This is a genomic window from Kitasatospora sp. NPDC057936 (assembly GCF_042887525.1).
Lineage (GTDB): Bacteria > Actinomycetota > Actinomycetes > Streptomycetales > Streptomycetaceae > Kitasatospora.
This window is the reverse complement of the sequence record NZ_JBHVPD010000004.1, coordinates 98,548-117,090: the sequence shown is the minus strand read 5'-3', so window position 1 is coordinate 117,090 and position 18,543 is coordinate 98,548. Positions and strand designations below refer to the sequence as shown.

Genomic DNA, 18,543 nt, shown 5'->3' with positions numbered 1-18,543 from the left:
CGACCGCACCGCCGGCCAGGACACGGCCACGCCTGCTCGCAGCCTGTAGCCCGTAGCCCGCACCCATTGCCCTTACGACAACGTCCCGTTGGAGGACCACCATGCCGCCCGTCGGCACCATCACCGCCCGCGAGCCATCCACCCACACATACGAAGCCGCCGAGCACCTCGCCGCCCGCGTCCTCGGCCTGCTCCTGCCGCACCGCCGCGCCTCCGACCCCGAACTCGCCGCAGGGCCGCACCACTTCCCGCTCCAGCTGGCGCAGCTCGCGGACTTCATCGCCGCCGGCGAGCCGATCGTGTTCACCCTGCCCGGTTTCCCCTGCAAGTCGCCGAACCCGGCGAAGGTGCTCGGCCACCTGCCCGACGAGGGCGAGCGGCTGTCGCTCACCTTCCTGGACGCGCTGTGCGAGCGGATCGGCGCGCTCCACGCGCCCGGTGCGCGGATCCTGATCTGCTCGGACGGTCACATCTTCGGCGACCTCATCCACGTCCCCGACGACCACATCGACGAGTACTCCGACGCGCTGGCCGCGATGATCGAGCGCGAGGGCCTGCGGCACCTGGCCACCTTCGACCTGCGGGCCGTCCTCGGCGACCTGCCGTTCGACGAGAAGCGCGCCCGTGTGCACGCTCGATACGCGCCGAGCGTCGAGGAGTTGCGCGAGCAGGTGCTGACGGACGAGGAGACCCTGCGGCTCTACCGGGGCATCACCCGGTTCCTCACCGAGGACACCGTCGGCTTCACCGGCACCAAGTCGGCCCTCCAGCGCGAGTGCCGCCGCCGCGCGTACGGGGTGATCCAGCGCAGCCGCGCCTGGGGGGACCTGATCGCCGAGCACCACCCGGACGCGTTCCGGCTGTCCATCCACCCGCAGCGGGCCGGGGCGCCGAAGTTCGGCATCCGCCTGCTGGAGGTGGCGGACGCGTGGACGACGCCCTGGCACTCCTCGGCGCTCCACCGGGCCGACGGCCGCTGGGAGTTGCTGCGCAGCGCGGACGCCGCGGAGCTCGGGCGGCTCGTCGAGAGCGACGGCCGCCCGAGCCACTACGAGACGGTCTGAGCCCGCGCCGCGTCGGCGTCCACCGGAGCACCGGTCGAGGACGCGGGCGTGCGGTGGTCGAAGGCGATCAGCGGGTCGCCGGTGAGCGGGTGTTCGACCACCGCCGCCCGCACGCCGAACACCTCGGCGAGCAGGTCGGAGGTGAGCACGTCGCGCGGTGCTCCGGAGGCCACGAGGGCGCCGCGGTGCAGGACGTGCAGGCGGTCGCAGACCGAGGCGGCGGCGTTGAGGTCGTGCAGCGCGACCAGAGTGGTGCGGCGCTGTTCCCGTAGCAGGGCGAGGAGTTCGACCTGGTGGCGGACGTCCAGGTGGTTGGTCGGCTCGTCCAGCACGAGGACGTCCGGCTGCTGGGCGAGCGCCCGGGCGAGCAGCACCCGCTGGCGTTCGCCGCCGGACAGCTGGGCGAACCGGCGGCCGGCGGCCTCCGTCATGCCGACGCGCACGAGGGCGTCGGCGACGACGCGGTGGTCCTCGGCGTCGTCGGCGGCGAAGGCGCGCTTGTAGGGGGTGCGGCCCATGGCGACGACCTCGCGGACGGTCAGCTCGAAGTCGCCGCCGCGTTCCTGCGGGAGGGCCGCGATGTGCCGGGCGGACTCCGCCGGGGAGATGCCCTCCAGCTCCCGTCCGTCCAGGAGGATCCGCCCCGCGCTCGGCCGCAGGTGCCGGTAGACCGTGCGCAGCAGGCTGGACTTGCCGCTGCCGTTGGGTCCGACCAGTCCGGCGATCTCGCCCTCCTCGGCGACGAGGTGGACGCCGGCCACGACGGTGCGTCCGGCGAGGGCGACGCTCAGGTCTTCGACGGCGATCCTCAATTGCGCTCCAGTCGTCGGTCCAGCAGGTAGAGCAGGGTGGGGGCACCGAGGACGGCGGTGACGACGCCGATGGGCAGTTCCTGGTTGTCCAGGGCGGTGCGGGCGAGGGTGTCGACGACGACGAGCAGCAGGGCGCCGGTGAGGGCGGACAGCGGCAGCAGGCGCCGGTGGTCGCCGCCGACGAGCAGCCGGCACACGTGCGGCACCATGAGCCCGACGAAGCCGATCGCGCCGGAGACGGCGACCAGCACGCCGGTGAGGACGCTGGTGACGACGAAGATCTCGCGGCGCAGCCGGGTGACGTCGACGCCGAGTCCGGCGGCGGTCTCGTCGCCCATGAGCATCGCGTTGAGTGCGCGGGCGCGGGCCTGGAGCAGGGCGAGGCCGAGGGACACGGCGGCTGCGGGGATGGCGAGTTGGGACCAGACGGCGCCGCCGAGGCTGCCCATGAGCCAGAACAGGACGCCTCTGGTCTGCTGTTCGTCGCTGGTCTGGAGGACGAGGTAGCTGGTGATGCCACCGAGGAACTGGGCGATGCCGATGCCGGCGAGGACCAGGCGCAGCGGGGAGAAGCCGCCGCCGCGCCGGGCGAGGAGCCAGACGAGGGAGAACGCGGCGAGGGCGCCGGCGAAGGCGGCGAGGGAGACGGTGAGGCCGAGGGCGCTGCCGAAGGAGAGCTGGAGCCCGAGGGCGGTGCCGAGGACGAGGGTGGCGACGGCGCCGAGGGATGCGCCGGAGGAGATGCCGAGGAGGTAGGGGTCGGCGAGGGGGTTGCGGACGAGGGCCTGGACGGCGGTGCCGACGAGGCCGAGTCCGGCGCCGACGACGGCGGCCAGCAGGGCGCGGGGGACGCGCAGTTGCCAGACGATGAGGTCGCGGGTGCCGGGTTCGGGGGCGCGTCCGGTGAGCCGGCGGGCGATGACGGCCCAGACTTCGCCGGGCGGGACGTCGACGGCGCCGAGGGAGACGGCGGCGGTGAGGGCGAGGACGAGGGCGGCGCCGAGGGCGGCGGCCAGCGGCCCGGCCCGCAGGGAGCGGGCCGGGCGGCCGCCGGCGGCAGCGGCAGCGACGGAGGTCGCGCCGGGATCCTCGCCGGTGACGGACGGAGGCACGGTCTACTGCCCGTTCTTGACGAGGTCCGGGTGGACGGTGGCGGCGATCTGCCGGACGGCGTCGGCGTTGCGCACGCCCGCGATGGTGGTCACCTCGGAGCCGAGCCGCACGAAGTGCCCTTCCTGGACGGCCTTCAGGCCCTGGGTGGCGGGGAAGCCCTTGAGGAACGCCTCGGCGTCGTCGTAGGCCTTGCGGGTGGCCTCCTCGCTGCCGCGGTTGCGGACGGCCAGCTGGATCCAGTCCGGGTTCTTGGCGACCACGTCCTCCCAGGAGCCGGGCTTGAAGTCGGCGTCGCAGTCGGCGAAGACGTTGCGGGCGCCGGCGAGGGTGATCACGGCGTTGGCGACCTGGCGGCCGCAGACGGCGGTGGGCTGCTTGGTGCCGGCGTCGAAGTCGAAGACGAAGTAGCTCGGCCGCTTGTCGTCCGGCACTCCGGCGAGGGCGGTCCGCACGTCGCCCACGCGCTTCTCCATGCCGGCGACGAGTTCCTCGGCGCGGGCGGCGGTGCCGGTGACGGCGCCGAGCCTGCGGATGTCGTCCTCGACCTGGGCGAGGTCGGTGCGCGGCGCCTTGGCGGCCTTCGGGGTGCCGGCGCAGGCGGTGGAGAGGAGGTAGACGTGCTGGATGCCGGCCGCGGCGAACTCCTCCGGGCTCGGCCCGGTGGCGCCGCCGCCCATCATCGGCATGGCGCCGAAGGTGTCGACGTAGAGGTCGGCGCCGGAGCCGAGGAGCTTCTCCTTGGGGATGACGCGGTCGCCGAGGACGGGCACCTTGGTGCCCTGCTCGGCGAGGTCCGCCGGGAGGCTGCCCTTGCCGGGCGGGAAGCCGGTGCCGATCAGGCGGTCCCCGGCCCCGAGTTGGAGCAGCATCTCCAGGCTGGAAGCGTTACTGGTGACGATCTTCGAGGGGGCCTTGGCGATGGTGGTCTCCTGGCCCGCGCAGTCGGCGACCTTGACCGGGAAGGATCCGGCGGGCGCGGCCTTGGCCGTCGCCTGCGCGTCCGAGCCGCCGCCCCCTCCTCCGGTGCTTCCGCAGGCCGTGGCCGTGGCGAACAGGGCGACGACGGCCGCGACGGCGCGGGCGGTGCGAGGGCGCATGGAAACTCTCCTGGTGGGTGCTCGTGCTGGGGGTCCGTCCTGCGGACCCGGACCAGGTAGTCGGCCGGTTCGCGCGGCGGGTTCCCGCGGATCTCGGGGAGTTCCGCGCCGGGCCGTCTCCGCACGGCCCCTCCGGCGCGACCCCGTCCGCTCACGCGCGGGCTCAGGCGCGGGCGTAGGCGCGGGGCGTAGGCGCGGGGCGTAGGCTGGCCCGATGGCCGAACCCACCGTCCTGCGGGACGATCTCGACCTGCCCGTCCGGCTCGGTCCGGGCCCGGTGCGGCGGGTGGTCTCGCTGGTGCCGTCGCTGACCGAGTCGCTCGCCGTCACCGCCCCCGGCCTGCTGGCCGGCGCCACCGACTGGTGCACCCACCCGGCCGGACTGGACGTGCCGCGGATCGGCGGCACCAAGAACCCGGACGTCCGGCGGATCCTCGCCCTGGCCCCTGACCTCGTCCTCGCCAACGACGAGGAGAACCGTCGGCCGGACCTCGACGCGCTGCGGGCGGCCGGCGTGCCGGTCTGGGTGACCGACATCCGCACCGTCGACGACGCGTTCCGCTCCCTGGAACGGCTGCTGACCCTCGCGTGCGGCCTCCCGCGGCCGGGGTGGCTGGACGAGGCGCAGGCGGCGTGGCGCGGGGTGGACGGTCGGCGCAGCGGGCAAAAGATCGACGGACGGCGGAGCGGGCAGAAGACCGACGGTCCGCGGGCGATCGTGCCGATCTGGCGGCGCCCGTGGATGGTCCTCGGCCGCGACACCTTCGCCGGGGACGTGCTGCGGCGCCTCGGGGTGCGGCTCGTCCACGCCGGCCACGCCGAGCGCTACCCGGCCGTCCCGCTGCCCGAACTGCTCGCCTGCGCACCCGACTTGGTGGTCCTGCCGGACGAGCCGTACCGGTTCACCGCCGGGGACGGCCCGGAGGCGTTCCCCGGCGTGCCAGCGGCGCTGGTCAGCGGACGTCACCTCACCTGGTACGGGCCGTCGCTCGCCGAGGCCCCGGCGGTGCTCGGCACGGCGCTCGACCACCCGTTCGTACAGGATGGGAACATGCCCCCGTAGGATGACCCGCCACTCGCCGGGACCACCGGCGATCAAGTGGGGGAACCACACATGGCAGTGAGCACATCCCGGCGTGCGCTGGTGATGGTGTCGGCCGCGGCCGTCTCGACCGCCGTCCTGGCCGGGTGCGGGAGCAAGTCCGCGACGACCGACACCCGTGCGGCGCCGGGCACGACGGCTCTGGCCGCGAGCGCCTCGCCCGCCGACACGGCCGGCGCGAGCGCGTCCGCGAGCCCGGCCGCGAGTGCGACGCCGTCGCCCGGCGCGAGCGCCACCGGCAGCCCGAGCGCGAGCGCGTCGGCGGGCAAGTCGGCCAAGGCGAGCCCGAGCCCGGGCCCGACGGCGAGCGGTGCCAAGCCCGGCGCGGCCAAGCCGTCCACCGGCAGTGCCGAGAAGGCCCCCGCCCCGGCCGCCGCCCCCGTCGCCGCGGCCCCGGCGCCGACCGCCAAGCCCGGCCCCGTCGCTCCCCCGCCGCCGCCCGCGCCCGAGGGCCCGCACGCCCCGCCGCTGCAGAGCAGTTGCAAGCCGAGCAAGCCGCAGCCGGACGAGGCCAAGGAGGCCGTCGGCGCGGCGCTCACCGCCGCGGCCGGCCAGGCCCGCACGCTCACCCTCAGCAGCGGAGGCACCGACAAGCTCCCGCCGCTGCCGGTCAACCTGGTCAAGGCCATCGCCTGGCAGGAGAGCGGCTGGCAGTCCGGCATCCTCGCCTGCGACGGCGGGATCGGCACCATGCAGGTCATGCCGAACACCGTGAGCTGGATGAACACCAAGTTCGGCACCGTCTCCGACGCCAAGACCCTCGCCGGCAACGTCCAGCTCGGCACCCAACTGCTCGACTGGCTGGTCGCCTACTTCGGCGACTCCGGGTTCGGCGGCACGTACGACCTCTCCCCCGACCCCGCCACCGGGAAGACCCCGCTGCTCGACCTCGTCATCTCCGCCTACAACGCGGGCGCGGGCAACGTCCACTACAACACCGCCACCGACCCAGCCACCGGCGCGACCGTCGGCAGCCTCGTCATCCCGAACCCGGGCTACATCGCCAACGTCAAGGCGCTCATGGCGAGTCAGCCCTGGAACAAGGCCGGCTGAGACCGGAGAACGCCCGAGGGGCCCGGAACGCACGTCGGCGTTCCGGGCCCCTCGGGCACTGCGATGGGTCCGTCAGCCGCGCGCGGCGGTGACGGCGGCGCCCAGCGCCTCCTTGATGCGCGGACCGAGGCGGCCGAAGCCCAGCTCCTTCATCGCGGCGCGCAGCAGCTCCTCCTCGCTGCGCTCGACCCCGTCGCCGTCCACCCAGCGGACGACCGCCAGCAGTTCCTCCGCCGAGTAGGCGGTCACGGGCCGCCCGGGCGTGAAGTCCGGCTTCGCCGGGCGACCGGCGGACGCGGCCGGCTCGACGGGCTGCTCCTCCGCCTCGACCGCCACTGCCTCGGCGGCGGACTCCTCCTCCACCGGGGCCGGAGCCTCGACGGCGGGCTCGACGGCGGCCTCCGGCTCGTCCGTCACCTCGGCCTCGACGGCCACCGGCGCCTCAACGGCCTCCGGGGCCTCGGCGATCGGCTCGGGGGAAGCCTCGGGGGTCGGCTCGGCAGCGGCCTCGACCTCGGCGACCGGCTCGGCGATCGGCTCGGCGAACGGCTCGGCCTCGACGGCGGCCTCGGGCTCGACAGCCTCGGGCTCGGCCTCGACGGTCGTCTCCGGCTCCACCGCCTCTGCCTCGACGCCGGGCTCCTCCTCCACCACGGCGGGAGCCTCGACGACGGCCTCGGGCTCGGCGACCGCAACCTCAACGGCGGGCTCGGCAATGGCCTCGGCCTCAACGACCGTCTCCTCGACGACCTCCACCGGCTCCGCGGCCACCTCGGCCACGACGGCCTCCGGCTCCACAACCTCGACCGGCGCCTCGACGGCCGCCTCGGCGGTCACCTCGGCCACCGCCTCCAGCTCGACAGCCTCGGCCTCGGCCTCAACGGCCGTCTCCTCGACGACCTTCGGCTCCACAACCTCAACCGGCGCCTCGACGGCGGCCTCGGTGGTCTCCTCGGCCACGGCCTCCAGCTCGACAGCGTCGGCCTCGATCTCAACGACCGTCTCCTCGACGACCTTCGGCTCCACAACCTCAACTGGGGCCTCGACGGCCGCCTCGGCGGCCACCTCGGCCACCGCCTCCAGCTCGACAGCCTCGGCCTCGGCCTCGGCCTCGACGGCCGTCTCCTCGGCGACCTCCACCGACTCGGCGGCCACCTCGGCCACGACGACCTCCGGCTCCACGACCTCAATCGCGGCCTCGGCAGCCTCAACGGCGGTCTCCTCGACGGCCTTCGGCTCCTCGGCCTCGACCGGCGCGTCCTCGGTCTCGACGAGCGCGGCAGCGGCGGCGGCCACGAGGTCGTCGGCCGCCGGGGACGGCGCCGGGAGGGAGACGACGGACGGCTCGTCCCCGATCTCCGCCTCGACCTCCGCCTCGGCCACCGGCTCCGCCGAAGTCTCGGCCTCGGCCTCGGCCTCGGTCACGGCCTCGGTCACGGCCTCGGTCACGGCCTCGGTCACGGCCTCGGCCGCCTCGTCGGCCTCCTCCGCGACGACAGCCGCGGCAGGAGCCTCCGCCAGCCCGTCGCGCTGGCCGCCGGCCAGGGCCTGGCGGGCCGCGTAGGCGGCGTCGGCGGCGCGGCGGTCGGCCCTGGCGGCGGCGAGCTCGGCGAGCAGGTCGCCGAGTCCGGCCTCTTCCAGGGTGGTGCGCAGGCTGTGGATGGTGGGCAGGCGGTAGAGGGTGCCCTCGTCGGCGGCGAGGCGCTCGACGAGGTCGACGAGCTCGGCGAAGGGCAGGCCGTCGAGGTCATGGTCGGGCAGGACGCGGGCGAGTTCGCGCAGGCCGGCGTTGATCGCGTCGAAGGTCTGGGCGGTGCGCTCGACGAGGGTGCCGTCGCCGGGGGCAGTGGGCAGGGTGCCGGAGGGGGCGAGGGCGGCCCAGGCGCGGCGCTCGACCTCGGCGGAGGCGAGGGCCTCGTGGAGGTCCTCGCGGCGGGTGCGGCGCTCGGTGGCGAGGGCGGCGGCCTGCTTGCGCAGGGCGCGGGCGCGCAGCCAGGAGAGCTTGACGCCGCGCTCGCGGCGCCAGGCGCCGTCGGCGGTGGCGGCGGTGAGGGCGTCGAGGTCGGCGTCGTAGGCGGCGGCCGTCAGGGTGCCGGAGGTGCGGTGGACGCGCTGGAGGAGTTCGACGAGGAGCACGGTCTTGGCGACGGTGTCGGGTTCGTCGAGCTTGGCGTCGGCGGCGAGCGCGGTGACGGCCTCCCAGGTCCGGGTGAGGTCGTGGCCGCGCAGTTCGGCGAGGGCGCTGCTGGCGGCGCGGGCGTCCTCGGGGGTGGCGACGGTGTCGAGGGCCGCGTACCAGGCGTGGGTGTCGGTGGTGAGGGTGAAGGCGCCGAGTTCGGCGTAGCGGCCGAGGTCCTCGCGGAGGTCGGGCTCCGCGGCGGCGTCCTGGGGGTCCTTGACGTCTGCGGCGTCGGCGACGTCCGCCGGGTCGGCTGCGTCGGCGTTGCGCGAGTGAAGCACTGTCATGTGAGGTCCGGTTCTGGGCGACGGCGGCGGGGCTGGCGGCGAGGGGGCGACGGACCGTTCGCGCGGGGTGCCCCGGGGCCGGGGCGGGGGGCGCGCGGTCGAACCGCCGGTTGTGGACGCCCAGAATACGGGTGCCCGTTCGAGCCTTGCACGCACCCACCGTCCGACGGGCCGGTGTCGCGTGCCATGACGCCCGGCTGGGCGCTACTCGGGAGGTCCGGGCGGGTGACCGCCGGCGGGGCCGGGCGGGTGGTGGTGTCGGCCGTCCGGGCGACGGAGGCGATCGAGGGGGACGGTGCGGGTGCGCCGACCGGGCGGTGGCCGGTGGCCCGGGGGCGGGCGGTGGCCGGCTCGGGCGAGGGCGGCGAGGTCGACGGGGGCGAGGTATTCGGACAGGGGGGTGCGGTGCCACCACGCTCCGGTCCGCCGCAGTTCGCGCCATCCGGTGAACCGGTAGAGGTGGAGGGTCGCCCGGACGTGGGTCGGCGGGGCGTCGGGGAAGGGGTTGTGGCGCAGCAGTCGCAGGGTGGCGGGGTCGCCGGTGAGGAGGCGGGCGGCGAAGGGCAGGAACCAGGGGCGGGCGTAGCCGGGTGAGATGCCGGCGAACCACATGAGCCAGTCGAGCCGTAGATGGTAGGGGGCGTACTGGCGGGGCAGGCGGCGGACGTCGCCGGGTTTGCCCTTGAAGCCGTATTCGCGCCAGACGGTGTCGGGGGTGAGGGCGGGTTCGTCGGTGCCTTCGACGACGACCTCCTGGCGGACGCGGTTGATGCTGCCGAAGGCGCCGTAGGTGTTGACGAGGTGGAGCCGGTTGAAGGAGCGGTTCATGACCTGGCCGCGGGAGAGCAGGTTGCGCACGGGCCAGTAGCTGAGGACGGCGACGGTCGCGGTGAGGGCGAGGACGAGGGCCTCGTACCAGGCGGGGGTGGCCGGGTAGGTGCGGGTGCGGACGGGCAGGCCGATGCGGGCGGGGTCGACGGCGGCGAGGGCGAGGGCGATGGTGAGCCAGTTGAGCCAGGCGAAGTTGCCGGAGGCGATCAGCCACAGCTGGGTGGCGGTGATCAGGCAGGCGGCGTAGGTGGCGACCGGCTGCGGGAGGAAGAGTCCGAGCGGGACGACGAGTTGGACGACGTGGTTGGCGGCGGCCTCGACGCGGTGGAGGGGGTCGGGCAGGTGGTGGAAGAACCAGCTGAGCGGTCCTGGCATGGGCTGGGTCTCGTGGTGGTAGCGCAGGCAGGTGAGGTCGCGCCAGCAGCTGTCGCCGCGGATCTTGATCAGTCCGGCGCCGAACTCGACGCGGAAGACCAGCCAGCGCATCAGCCACAGGACGGGGGCGGGCGGGGCGGTGTCGGCGGTACCGAGGAAGGCGGCGAGGAAGCCGGCTTCGAGGAGGAGCGACTCCCAGCCGAAGGAGTACCAGGTCTGGCCGACGTTGACGATGGAGAGGTAGAGGACCCAGAGCAGGGCCCACGGCAGCGGGGAGGCCCAGAGCGGGAGGGTGTCGCCGAGTCCGGCGGCGAGGGCCGCGGCCACGGCGGCTCCGGTCCACGCGACGGCGGCGAAGTAGCGGTCGCTGTAGTGGAGGTGGAACAGGCTGGGTGCCCGGCGGAAGGGGACGCGGGCGGTGAAGCGCGGCACCGGGAGCATGCCGTGGGCGCCGATCAGGGCGCGGAACTGGGCCGCGGCATTGAGGAAGCCGATCAGGTAGAGGCCGGCGAGCATCCGCTGGACGAGCAGCCGGCTCGGCCAGTAGTCGGGGGCGGCGAACCAGTCCATGCGGCCCATGCCTACCACCGCGGGCGGCCGGTCGGGCCCGAACGGGCGGGTGGGGGCGGGCGGTTCACCCGCTCGGTGGCGGCTGATGGCGGAGTTCGAACGGCAGGCGGCAAGCGGCAGGCGGTGGCGTACGGACGGTTGGGGTCCGGGCCCGGACGGCAGTGGGGCGGGGAGCCTCTCCTCGGGGGTGAGAGGCGCCCCGCCCCACTGGACGGTCCGGTGATCTCGACGGTGCCGCGGACGGCCGCTCGGCGTTCAGCCCGGCAGGACCATTCCGCTCTCCCCGGCGATGCCCGGGCGGCCGGCGGATCCGTTCTGCTGGAGCCGGTCGACCAGGAGGGCGGCCAGCGTGCCGAGCTCCTCCTCGGTGCGGGACTGCGCGGTGACGTCCATGCCGACGGTGAGGACACCGTTGACCTGGCCGGTGCGGGCGGTGCGCATCGGGGTGCAGGTGAAGCTGAAGATCTGCTGCCCGCGCTGGTCGGGGCGCCCTGACTGGATCCGGACGTCGCCGAGGACGGTGGCCCGCCCGGTGTGGTAAGCCTCGGCGACGGCCTGCTGGAGGCCGGCCGCACCGAGCTGCGGGTAGGCGGCGCCGACCGCGCCGTACGCCACCGGGGCTCCGAAGGTCTCGGCGTGCTGGGCGTTGGCGTAGCGGATCTCCTGGCCGGGGCCGTCGGTGAGCATGATCGGGAAGGGCGAGCCGTCGAAGGCGGCGAACATCTCCTGCTGCTGGGCGAGCAGGGTGTCGCGCAGCCGGATCTCGGAGAGGAGGGCCTCGGCGAGGTGCTGGATGTCGCGCAGGCGCTCGCGCCCCCACTGGCGGGGTTCGCGGTCGAGGACGCAGACGGTGCCGATGACGGTGTTGGTGTCGTCGACGAGCGGGGCGCCCAGGTAGGCGCGCACGCCGAGTTCGTCGACGACCGGGTTCCCGGCGAACCGGGGGTAGGCGAGGATGTCGTCGAGGGCGAGCGGGGAGCGCTGGGCGACGACGTGGGGGCAGAAGCCGTGGCTCAGCGGCATCTCGCGCGTGGGGAGGTCGAACGCGATGCCCCGGTCGGCCCAGGAGGCGCCGTCGTCGGAGGCCGTGTCGGAGGAGTTTGGCGGAATGTAGAGCCCCCGGAACATCTGGCGCTCGTCGTTGATGAAGTTGACCATCGCGATGGGGGCCCGGGTGATGCTGGCCGCCAGGTGGGCGAAGCGGTCGAAGGCTTCGTCCGCGGAGGGTTCGTTGAGACCGAGGGTGCGCAGTCTGCGGGTGCGCTCGGACTCGCCGGCGGCACCCGGGAACTGGCCTTGAGTGCTCATCACATCAGTCATGGCGCACATGTAATCAGACATCCGGGGGGTTCGGCGCCCCCGGGCCGGGTGGTTCTGGTTGCTGATGGACAGTCAAAGCCGCATGTGAACGGCCGCTCGGCAGGTTGCCGCGGGGACGAAGATCACTTCCCATCCGGTCACGTGGCGAAACCAAGCGAAATTCGGACGATCTTTTTCGCGCCAATCCAAGATCGGCTCTGGGTGACTTCCTTATGCCCATATGACAATGAGCCCTGCCGAAGACACGGACGGTAGCCCCAACCCTCGGGGATCCCGGCCGGAGTTCCGCACGCACCGGTTGCAAAGGGGCGAACGAGGGCAACCGGCCGCCACCCACGACCCCACACCCCACCGCAGCGGCGGCCGGCGCGGCATCGACGGCACGGACGGAGGCACGACACCCCGAAACGAGAGGACCCCGGCATGACCATGGACTACTTCACCGACGAGCGCCACGAGAGCCTCCGGGCGGAGGTGCGCGAGTTCGCGGAGAAGGAGATACGTCCGCACGTGGCCAGAATGGAGGCCGACCGGCAGGTGGAGTTCGAGCTGTCGCGCGAGATCGCCCGCCGGGGCTGGATCGGTGTGACGATCCCGCAGGTCTTCGGCGGGCTGGGGCTCGGGCACCTCGCCAAGACCGTCATCGTCGAGGAACTGGCCCGGGTGAGCGGTGCGATGGGCGCCGTGGCCCAGGCCTCGCAGCTCGGCGTGGCCAAGGTCCTCCACTACGGCTCGGACGCCCAGCGGCGCAAGTGGCTCCCGAAGTTCGCCTCCGGGGAGGCCCTGCCCACCATCGCCGTCACCGAGCCGGAGTCCGGCGGCCACGTGCTCGGCATGGCGGGCACCGCGCGCCGGGAGGGAGACGAGTACGTCCTCAACGGGCGCAAGTGGTTCGTGGGCAACTCCCACATCGGCGACGTCCACGGCGTCGTCCTGCGCACCGACCAGGGCAGCCGGGGGCTGTCCGCGTTCCTCGTCGAGAGCGACCGCCCGGGCTTCCGCACCGGCACCCGCGGCTCCCAGAGCGGGCTGCACGGCTTCAGCTTCGGCGAGATCGTCTTCGAGGACTGCCGCGTCCCGGTGGGCAACCGGCTCGGCCGCGAGGGCCAGGGCCTGGACGTCGCCTACTCGTCGTCCACGCTCTACGGACGGCTCAACCTGGCCGCCGTCGCCCTCGGTATCCACGTCGCGATCGTCGAGGACACCGCGCGCTTCGCGGAGGAGCGGGTGCTGTACGGCAAGCCGCTCAACCAGCTGCCCAACATCGCGCTGAAGCTCGGCGAGATGCAGTCCCGGCTGATGACCGCCAAGCTCGCCGCCTACCACGCCTCGCACCTGCTCGACCACGGCAAGGCCTGCGACGCCGAGCTGATGAACGCCAAGCTCATCAACACCGAGTACGCGCTCGACTCGGCGCGCAACGCCATGGAGATCCACGCGGCCCGCGGCCTGCACACCGACTTCAACATCGAGCGCTACCAACGGGACGCCACCCACGTCTACCCGCCGGCCGGCACCTCGGACATCCAGCGGCTGCGGCTCGGGCAGATCGCCTCGGGCACGTACGGCAAGCAGTGGTCGGCCGAACTGTCCGGGCCGGCCAGCTGGGCGTGGACCGAACTGGCCCAGCGGGAAGCGCAGCTGGAGGAGGAGGCCGAGCGCCGCGGCGGAGAGGTGATCACGATGCCGCTGGCGGGATAGCGGCCGGGCCCGGCAGCGCCGTCGACCCCGATCGGACCGACCACCCCTGTTCGCCGGTCCGCCCACTCGTCGACCGTCCGCCGACGCCCCTGCCGATGTGCCTGCCGACGTCTCAGCCGACGTCCCCGTCGCTGTCTCCGTCGATGCCTCTGTGGCCGACCCTTCAGCATACCGACGTTTGACCTGTTCCTGACGGCTCCGCGGAAGGATCCCCCGACCTCCCGCGGAGCCGTCCCCCTCACCGGGAAAACGGTTCGACCTGCGACGATCCGTCACCGCACCATCCGACGGGGGGTGTTCGCTTCTGCCATCAGCCGGTCACATATCGTCAGTTGATGTTGCGATGAGGGCACCTGGGGCTGGTAGCGTTCCTGCCGTCGGCGGCCGTGCTGCACCCCGCCCGGACACTGACACCGAGTCACCCCCGTGACACCGCGTCATGATCGTGACACCGCGTCACCCCCGTCCGGCAACCCCGGCCGTGGCGCCCCGAAGCCCCGGCCGGACCGCGCGCGGGCACAACCGCCGTTCGGCCCAGCAACAAGGAATCAGATGCCAGGCATATCGGCCCCCCGCACGGGCCACCGCGCCGGCCGGTCCGGCTCCCTCCGCAGCTCGCTCCTCCTCCTCGTGCTGGTCCCCAGCGTGGGCCTCGCCGCCGCCTGGGGCTACGCCGCCTACCTGCTGCGCGACGCCGGGCAGAACACCGCGCTCGCCGTCGGCAGCGCCGCCGTCGCGCTGGTCCTGCTGGTCAGCCTGGTCCGCGGCATCCGCGCGGCCCGCTCGCTGCCGGCCCGCCTCGCCGGACTCCGCGCCGACACCCTCGCCCTCGCCCAGCAGGAACTGCCCGCCGTCGTCGGACGGCTGCGCTCCGGCGAGCCCGTGCCCGTGCCGCCGACCTGGTCCCCGTCCCGGCGCACCGGCGACGAGGCGCAGCAGATCGCCGACGGCCTCGCCGCCGTCCGCCAGGCCGCCGTCGCCGCCATCGTCCACCAGGCGCAGGGCCGCGAGGGCACGAAGAAGGTCTTCCTCAACATCGCCCGCCGCACCCAGATCCTGATCCACCGGCAGATCAGCATGCTCGACGCGCTGGAGCGCGAGCACGAGGAACCCGAACTGCTGCGCGAGCTGTTCGCCGTCGACCACCTCGCCACCCGCATGCGGCGCAACGCCGAGAACCTGGTGATCCTCGGCGGCGCGCTGCCCGCCCGCCGCTGGCGCAACGCCGTTCCGGTCGTCAACGTGCTGCGCAGCGCCGTGTCGGAGACCGAGAACTACTCGCGCGTCGTCGTGCAGGGCGTGCCGCGCGCCTCCCTCAGCGGGCAGGCCGTCGCCGACGTCATCCACCTCGTCGCCGAACTGATCGAGAACGGCACCACCTTCTCGCCGCCTTACACCCAGGTGCAGGTCTCCGCGCAGGAGGTCCCGAAGGGGCTCGCGGTCGAGGTCGAGGACCGCGGCCTCGGCATGGGCGAGGAGGAGTACGAGCGGCTCAACGACTACCTCGCCAACCCGCCCGAGCTGGACGTCTCCGCGCTCGGCGACGACCTGCGGCTCGGCCTGTTCGTCGTCGCGCGCCTGGCCGCCCGGCACGAGATCCAGGTGACCCTGCGCCCCTCGCCGTACGGCGGCACCCGGGCCGTGGTGCTGGTACCGGCCGTGCTGCTGGAGAAGGCCGAGCAGCCGGCCGCGGTGCCCGGGCTGCCCTCCGGCGCACGCGTCACCCGCACGCCCGTGCCGGGGCCGCGTCCGGCGGCGACGGCGGACGATCTCGGCGTGCTGGACGGGGAGTTGGTGGACGACCTCGGCGTGCTGGAGGACGTGGCCCCGGGGCCCTCGATGCCCGCGGTTCCGGCCGTACCGGCGGTTCCCTCGATGCCGTCCATGCCATCCATGCCGTCCATGCCGTCCATGCCGTCCATGCCGTCCATGCCGTCCATGCCGTCCATGCCGTCCATGCCGTCCATGCCGACTGTGCCCCCGGCGTCCTCGATACCTCCGGGCGCTTCGGCGCCGCCGGTCGGCTCCGCGCCGTCGGCTGTTCCGGCGCCTCCCGCGCTTCCGGTGCGTCCGGTCGGCGGTGGCTCTGGGTCCGGGGCCGGCTCCGGCTCCAGCTCCGTCATCAGCGAGCTCCTCGCCCAGTACCCCGTGGACGACGACCGGGACGACGCGCAGGCCGCTCAGCCCGCCAACGGCGGCCTGACCGTGGGTGCCTCGATCCCTGGCCTGCCCGGCGCCGTCGTCGTCCCCCGGCCCGTGTACCCGCGCCCGTACGACGACATGGCCGAGAGCCACGCCGACGGCCTCGGTGGCGACGGCACCGGTGGGTCGAGCGGGACGGGTGGGGCGAGCGGGACAGGTGGGGCGAGCGACGCGCTCGAGTCCGACCTCGGCACCGTGTCCGCCGACCGGATCGCGCCCACCCACGAGCGCGCGGCCGACGCCCCGTTCGCCCACGACCCGGACGGCGAACTGCGCACCCCGCGCGTCCTGCCGCAGCGGGTCCGCAACGCCAGCCTCGCCGAGCAGTTGCGGGAGGCCAACGCGCCCGGCGGCGTGGCGGGCCCGACCGGCCCCGTCGCCCCCGCCCCGGCTCCCCGGTACGGCGGGAGCGACGACGGGAGCGTCTACAGCGACTTCGGGGACGCCGGGCGGGGCGACGGCTCCCGGGGCGATGGTCCCCAGGGCGGCGGCGCTCGCGGTTACGCCGACGAACCGTCCCCCCAGCGCTCCCGCGCCACCATGGCCGCCATCCAGCGCGGCACCCGGACCGCCCGCGCGTCCGACCCCGTGCCGGGCGCGCCGACCGCACCCGGCACGCCCACCACACCTGCCACGTCTGCCACGCCCATCGCGCCGACCGCACCCACCACACCCCCCGCACCGGCCGCGCCTCCCGCCGCTAAGGAAGCCAAGGAACAGCAGTGATGACGCAGCACACCGACACCCAGCGCGACCTCAACTGGCTGCTGGACCAGCTGGTGGCGCGGGTACCCGAGACCCGGCACGCCATCGTCCTCTCCGAGGACGGCCTGCTGGTCGGCCTGTCCCAGGGCCTGGACCGGGCCGACGCCGAGCACCTGTCCGCCGTCGCCTCCGGGCTGCAGAGCCTCGCCCGCGGCGCCGGCCACCGGTTCAACGGCGGACGCGTCCGGCAGACCGTGATCGAGATGGACCAGCTGTTCCTGTTCGTCACCACCGCCGGCCAGGGCGCCCGTCTGGCCGTGCTCACCAGCGAGCAGGTCGACGCCGGACTGATGGCCTACGAGATCAACATGCTGGTCAAGCAGGTCGGCCAGTACCTCACCGCCGCGCCGCGCAGCGACGCCGGCCAGGTCGGCGTGGGTGGCGGTGCGTGACCGCCGACGCCGACGAGGCCTGGTTCTTCGACAAGGACGCAGGCCACCTGGTCCGTCCTTACGCGATCACCAACGGGCGCACCGGCCCGGTCCGTGACGGCTTCGCGCTGATCACCCTCGTGGTCACCGCCGACCCCCGCACCGACACCAGCCGGCTCACCCCCGAACCGGCCGCGATCATCGACCTGTGCCGCGAACGGCCGCTGGCGGTGGCCGAGATCGCGGCCACGCTCGACCTGCCGGTGAGCGTGGTCAAGGTACTCCTCGACGACCTGGCCGAGGCCCGGCTGATCCTCACCCGCGCCCCGGTCCAGCTCGCCGAGGCGCCGGACATCTCCCTGATCCAGGCCGTGATCGAGGGGGTCCGCCGGCTCTGAACCGGCGGCGGCCCCCTCACCCAGCAACTCCCACTCCCCTACCAGGAGACCGAATTGACGACCCAGAGCCTCGTGCCGGGCGCGGTCAAGATCCTCGTCGCCGGCGGCTTCGGCGTCGGCAAGACCACCATGGTCGGCTCGGTCAGCGAGATCGAACCCCTGCAGACCGAGGAGCGGATGACCCGCGCCAGCATCGGGGTCGACAGCCTCGAAGGCGTCCAGGGCAAGTCCACCACCACGGTGGCCATGGACTTCGGCCGCATCACCGTCCGCGACGACCTGGTGCTCTACCTCTTCGGTACGCCCGGGCAGTTCCGCTTCTGGTTCATGTGGGACGACCTCGCCCTCGGCGCCCTCGGCGCGATCGTCCTCGCCGACACCCGCCGGCTCGAAACCAGCTTCGCCGCCGTCGACTTCTTCGAGCAGCGGGGCATCCCCTTCGCGATCGGCGTCAACTGCTTCCACGGCCGCCGCGACGCCACCCCGGAGGACGTCCGCCACGCCCTCGACCTCGGGCCCGAGGTGCCGGTCGTCCTCTGCGACGTACGGGAACGGGCCTCCAGCAAGGAGCTCCTGCTCGCCCTGCTCGACCGCGTCCACCGCAACGCCCTCGCCGGGCGGCGCTGAGGCGCAGGGGTACTGACGGGTGGAGGTACTGACGGGCGGAGGTACTGACGGGCGGGGTGGGGTGCGGTTTCAGGCGGAGGCGGGCGTCTCCAGGGCCGCGAGCGCACGGACCAGCGGTGCCAGCTCCGGTACCTCCGCCGCCCGGGCCAGCGTCGCCTCCAGGGCGGCGTCGTGCACCGGGCGGGCGGCGGCGAGCAGTTCCCGGCCCTCCGGCGTCAGCTCGGTGTAGATCCCGCGGCGGTCGTCCGGACAGAGGTAGCGGCTGAGCAGGCCGCGACCCTCCAGCCGCGCCACCAGCCGGGTGGTCGCGCTGCTGCTCAGCGCCGCCGCCCGGGCCAGCTGCTGCATCCGCATGTGCCAGCCGTCCTGGCGCGACAGCGCGTCCAGCACCGTGTACTCGACCACCGAGAGCCGGTGCTCCGCCTGGAGCGCCTTCTCCAGCGCCGTGTCGATCAGCCCGTGCAGCGCGGCGAGCGTGCGCCAGCCGCCGGCCCGGATCTCGGCGGCGTCGTCACGGATCCCCATGGCTCGACTCCCTCTTGCGCGGTTCGGTCCCTCGTCCGCTCAGTATGACAGCCGACGCCGGTTACCTGTTTCTGCAATTACCTGGCCTTATGTGTCGGGCGCGGGGCGCCCGGTGTGGGCGGCTCGGGGAATCAGGCCCGGGGATTCAGGC

Annotated in this window: 15 protein-coding genes; 8 read left to right on the top strand and 7 right to left on the bottom strand. The window is 74.0% G+C overall.

Translation table 11 applies throughout. The annotated features are described in order from the left end of the window. The first annotated feature begins 101 nt into the window (after positions 1-101). Entirely contained in the window at positions 102-1,064 is a 963-nt protein-coding gene (locus tag ACFVU9_RS03680) for an L-tyrosine/L-tryptophan isonitrile synthase family protein (protein WP_387589524.1), read from the top strand. On the opposite strand, the gene ACFVU9_RS03675 is transcribed toward ACFVU9_RS03680, so the two are convergent. The 3 genes from ACFVU9_RS03675 to ACFVU9_RS03665 form a co-directional block, all read right to left on the bottom strand. After that, complete coding sequence (locus tag ACFVU9_RS03675; protein ID WP_387589522.1) at positions 1,049-1,876, bottom strand: ABC transporter ATP-binding protein; 828 nt, start codon at positions 1,874-1,876, stop codon at positions 1,049-1,051. The two genes, ACFVU9_RS03680 and ACFVU9_RS03675, sit on opposite strands and share 16 nt — an antisense overlap. Continuing rightward, positions 1,873-2,907 (bottom strand): FecCD family ABC transporter permease, encoded by a 1,035-nt coding sequence (locus ACFVU9_RS03670; RefSeq protein ID WP_387589690.1) that lies wholly within the window; start codon positions 2,905-2,907, stop codon positions 1,873-1,875. Before ACFVU9_RS03670 ends, ACFVU9_RS03675 begins: the two co-directional genes overlap by 4 nt. Before the next feature lie 84 nt (positions 2,908-2,991). After that, positions 2,992-4,086, bottom strand: a complete 1,095-nt coding sequence (locus ACFVU9_RS03665; RefSeq protein WP_380436193.1) for an ABC transporter substrate-binding protein — start codon at positions 4,084-4,086, stop codon at positions 2,992-2,994. A gap of 214 nt (positions 4,087-4,300) precedes the next feature. Here ACFVU9_RS03665 and ACFVU9_RS03660 point away from each other — a divergent pair, with 214 nt between their 5' ends. Beyond that, entirely contained in the window at positions 4,301-5,149 is an 849-nt protein-coding gene (locus tag ACFVU9_RS03660; RefSeq protein ID WP_387589519.1) for a helical backbone metal receptor, read from the top strand. Between the two features lie 51 nt (positions 5,150-5,200). Continuing rightward, positions 5,201-6,241: a transglycosylase SLT domain-containing protein gene (locus tag ACFVU9_RS03655; RefSeq protein WP_387589516.1), complete on the top strand. Its 1,041-nt coding sequence runs from the start codon at positions 5,201-5,203 to the stop codon at positions 6,239-6,241. Positions 6,242-6,313: 72 nt separating this feature from the next. Here the strand turns inward: ACFVU9_RS03655 and ACFVU9_RS03650 are convergent, their stop codons facing one another. The 3 genes from ACFVU9_RS03650 to ACFVU9_RS03640 form a co-directional block, all read right to left on the bottom strand. Beyond that, the gene (locus ACFVU9_RS03650) at positions 6,314-8,707 is read right to left on the bottom strand and encodes a hypothetical protein (RefSeq protein ID WP_387589513.1); all 2,394 of its coding nucleotides are present in this window, start codon (positions 8,705-8,707) and stop codon (positions 6,314-6,316) included. Positions 8,708-8,911: 204 nt separating this feature from the next. After that, positions 8,912-10,483 carry a lipase maturation factor family protein gene (locus ACFVU9_RS03645; RefSeq protein ID WP_387589687.1) on the bottom strand — a complete coding sequence of 524 codons (1,572 nt, stop codon included), beginning with the start codon at positions 10,481-10,483 and terminating at the stop codon, positions 8,912-8,914. Positions 10,484-10,738: 255 nt separating this feature from the next. Then, positions 10,739-11,803 (bottom strand): GAF domain-containing protein, encoded by a 1,065-nt coding sequence (locus ACFVU9_RS03640; protein ID WP_380500494.1) that lies wholly within the window; start codon positions 11,801-11,803, stop codon positions 10,739-10,741. A 423-nt stretch (positions 11,804-12,226) separates the two neighbouring features. Here ACFVU9_RS03640 and ACFVU9_RS03635 point away from each other — a divergent pair, with 423 nt between their 5' ends. The 5 genes from ACFVU9_RS03635 to ACFVU9_RS03615 all read left to right on the top strand — a co-directional run bounded on the left by ACFVU9_RS03635 (position 12,227) and on the right by ACFVU9_RS03615 (position 17,867). Then, entirely contained in the window at positions 12,227-13,504 is a 1,278-nt protein-coding gene (locus tag ACFVU9_RS03635) for an acyl-CoA dehydrogenase family protein (RefSeq protein WP_380436183.1), read from the top strand. 552 nt (positions 13,505-14,056) lie between these two features. After that, positions 14,057-16,432: a sensor histidine kinase gene (locus tag ACFVU9_RS03630; RefSeq protein ID WP_387589509.1), complete on the top strand. Its 2,376-nt coding sequence runs from the start codon at positions 14,057-14,059 to the stop codon at positions 16,430-16,432. Next, positions 16,432-16,863, top strand: coding sequence for a roadblock/LC7 domain-containing protein (locus tag ACFVU9_RS03625; RefSeq protein ID WP_359957272.1), 432 nt, complete (start codon positions 16,432-16,434; stop codon positions 16,861-16,863). The genes ACFVU9_RS03630 and ACFVU9_RS03625 overlap by 1 nt, the downstream gene beginning before the upstream one ends. Next, positions 16,860-17,240, top strand: a complete 381-nt coding sequence (locus ACFVU9_RS03620; protein WP_380436179.1) for a DUF742 domain-containing protein — start codon at positions 16,860-16,862, stop codon at positions 17,238-17,240. The genes ACFVU9_RS03625 and ACFVU9_RS03620 overlap by 4 nt, the downstream gene beginning before the upstream one ends. Before the next feature lie 54 nt (positions 17,241-17,294). After that, positions 17,295-17,867: an ATP/GTP-binding protein gene (locus tag ACFVU9_RS03615; RefSeq protein WP_380436177.1), complete on the top strand. Its 573-nt coding sequence runs from the start codon at positions 17,295-17,297 to the stop codon at positions 17,865-17,867. A 69-nt stretch (positions 17,868-17,936) separates the two neighbouring features. On the opposite strand, the gene ACFVU9_RS03610 is transcribed toward ACFVU9_RS03615, so the two are convergent. Further along, complete coding sequence (locus tag ACFVU9_RS03610; protein ID WP_380436175.1) at positions 17,937-18,392, bottom strand: MarR family winged helix-turn-helix transcriptional regulator; 456 nt, start codon at positions 18,390-18,392, stop codon at positions 17,937-17,939. Positions 18,393-18,543 lie beyond the last annotated feature (151 nt).

Bases quoted from the DNA above. Each gene is read 5' to 3' on its own strand.
- ACFVU9_RS03680 (WP_387589524.1), top strand. From the start codon at position 102: ATGCCGCCCGTCGGCACCATCACCGCCCGCGAGCCATCCACCCACACA.
- ACFVU9_RS03665 (WP_380436193.1), bottom strand. From the start codon at position 4,086: ATGCGCCCTCGCACCGCCCGCGCCGTCGCGGCCGTCGTCGCCCTGTTC.
- ACFVU9_RS03660 (WP_387589519.1), top strand. From the start codon at position 4,301: ATGGCCGAACCCACCGTCCTGCGGGACGATCTCGACCTGCCCGTCCGG.
- ACFVU9_RS03655 (WP_387589516.1), top strand. From the start codon at position 5,201: ATGGCAGTGAGCACATCCCGGCGTGCGCTGGTGATGGTGTCGGCCGCG.
- ACFVU9_RS03650 (WP_387589513.1), bottom strand. From the start codon at position 8,707: ATGACAGTGCTTCACTCGCGCAACGCCGACGCAGCCGACCCGGCGGAC.
- ACFVU9_RS03645 (WP_387589687.1), bottom strand. From the start codon at position 10,483: ATGGACTGGTTCGCCGCCCCCGACTACTGGCCGAGCCGGCTGCTCGTC.
- ACFVU9_RS03640 (WP_380500494.1), bottom strand. From the start codon at position 11,803: ATGACTGATGTGATGAGCACTCAAGGCCAGTTCCCGGGTGCCGCCGGC.
- ACFVU9_RS03635 (WP_380436183.1), top strand. From the start codon at position 12,227: ATGACCATGGACTACTTCACCGACGAGCGCCACGAGAGCCTCCGGGCG.
- ACFVU9_RS03630 (WP_387589509.1), top strand. From the start codon at position 14,057: ATGCCAGGCATATCGGCCCCCCGCACGGGCCACCGCGCCGGCCGGTCC.
- ACFVU9_RS03625 (WP_359957272.1), top strand. From the start codon at position 16,432: ATGACGCAGCACACCGACACCCAGCGCGACCTCAACTGGCTGCTGGAC.
- ACFVU9_RS03610 (WP_380436175.1), bottom strand. From the start codon at position 18,392: ATGGGGATCCGTGACGACGCCGCCGAGATCCGGGCCGGCGGCTGGCGC.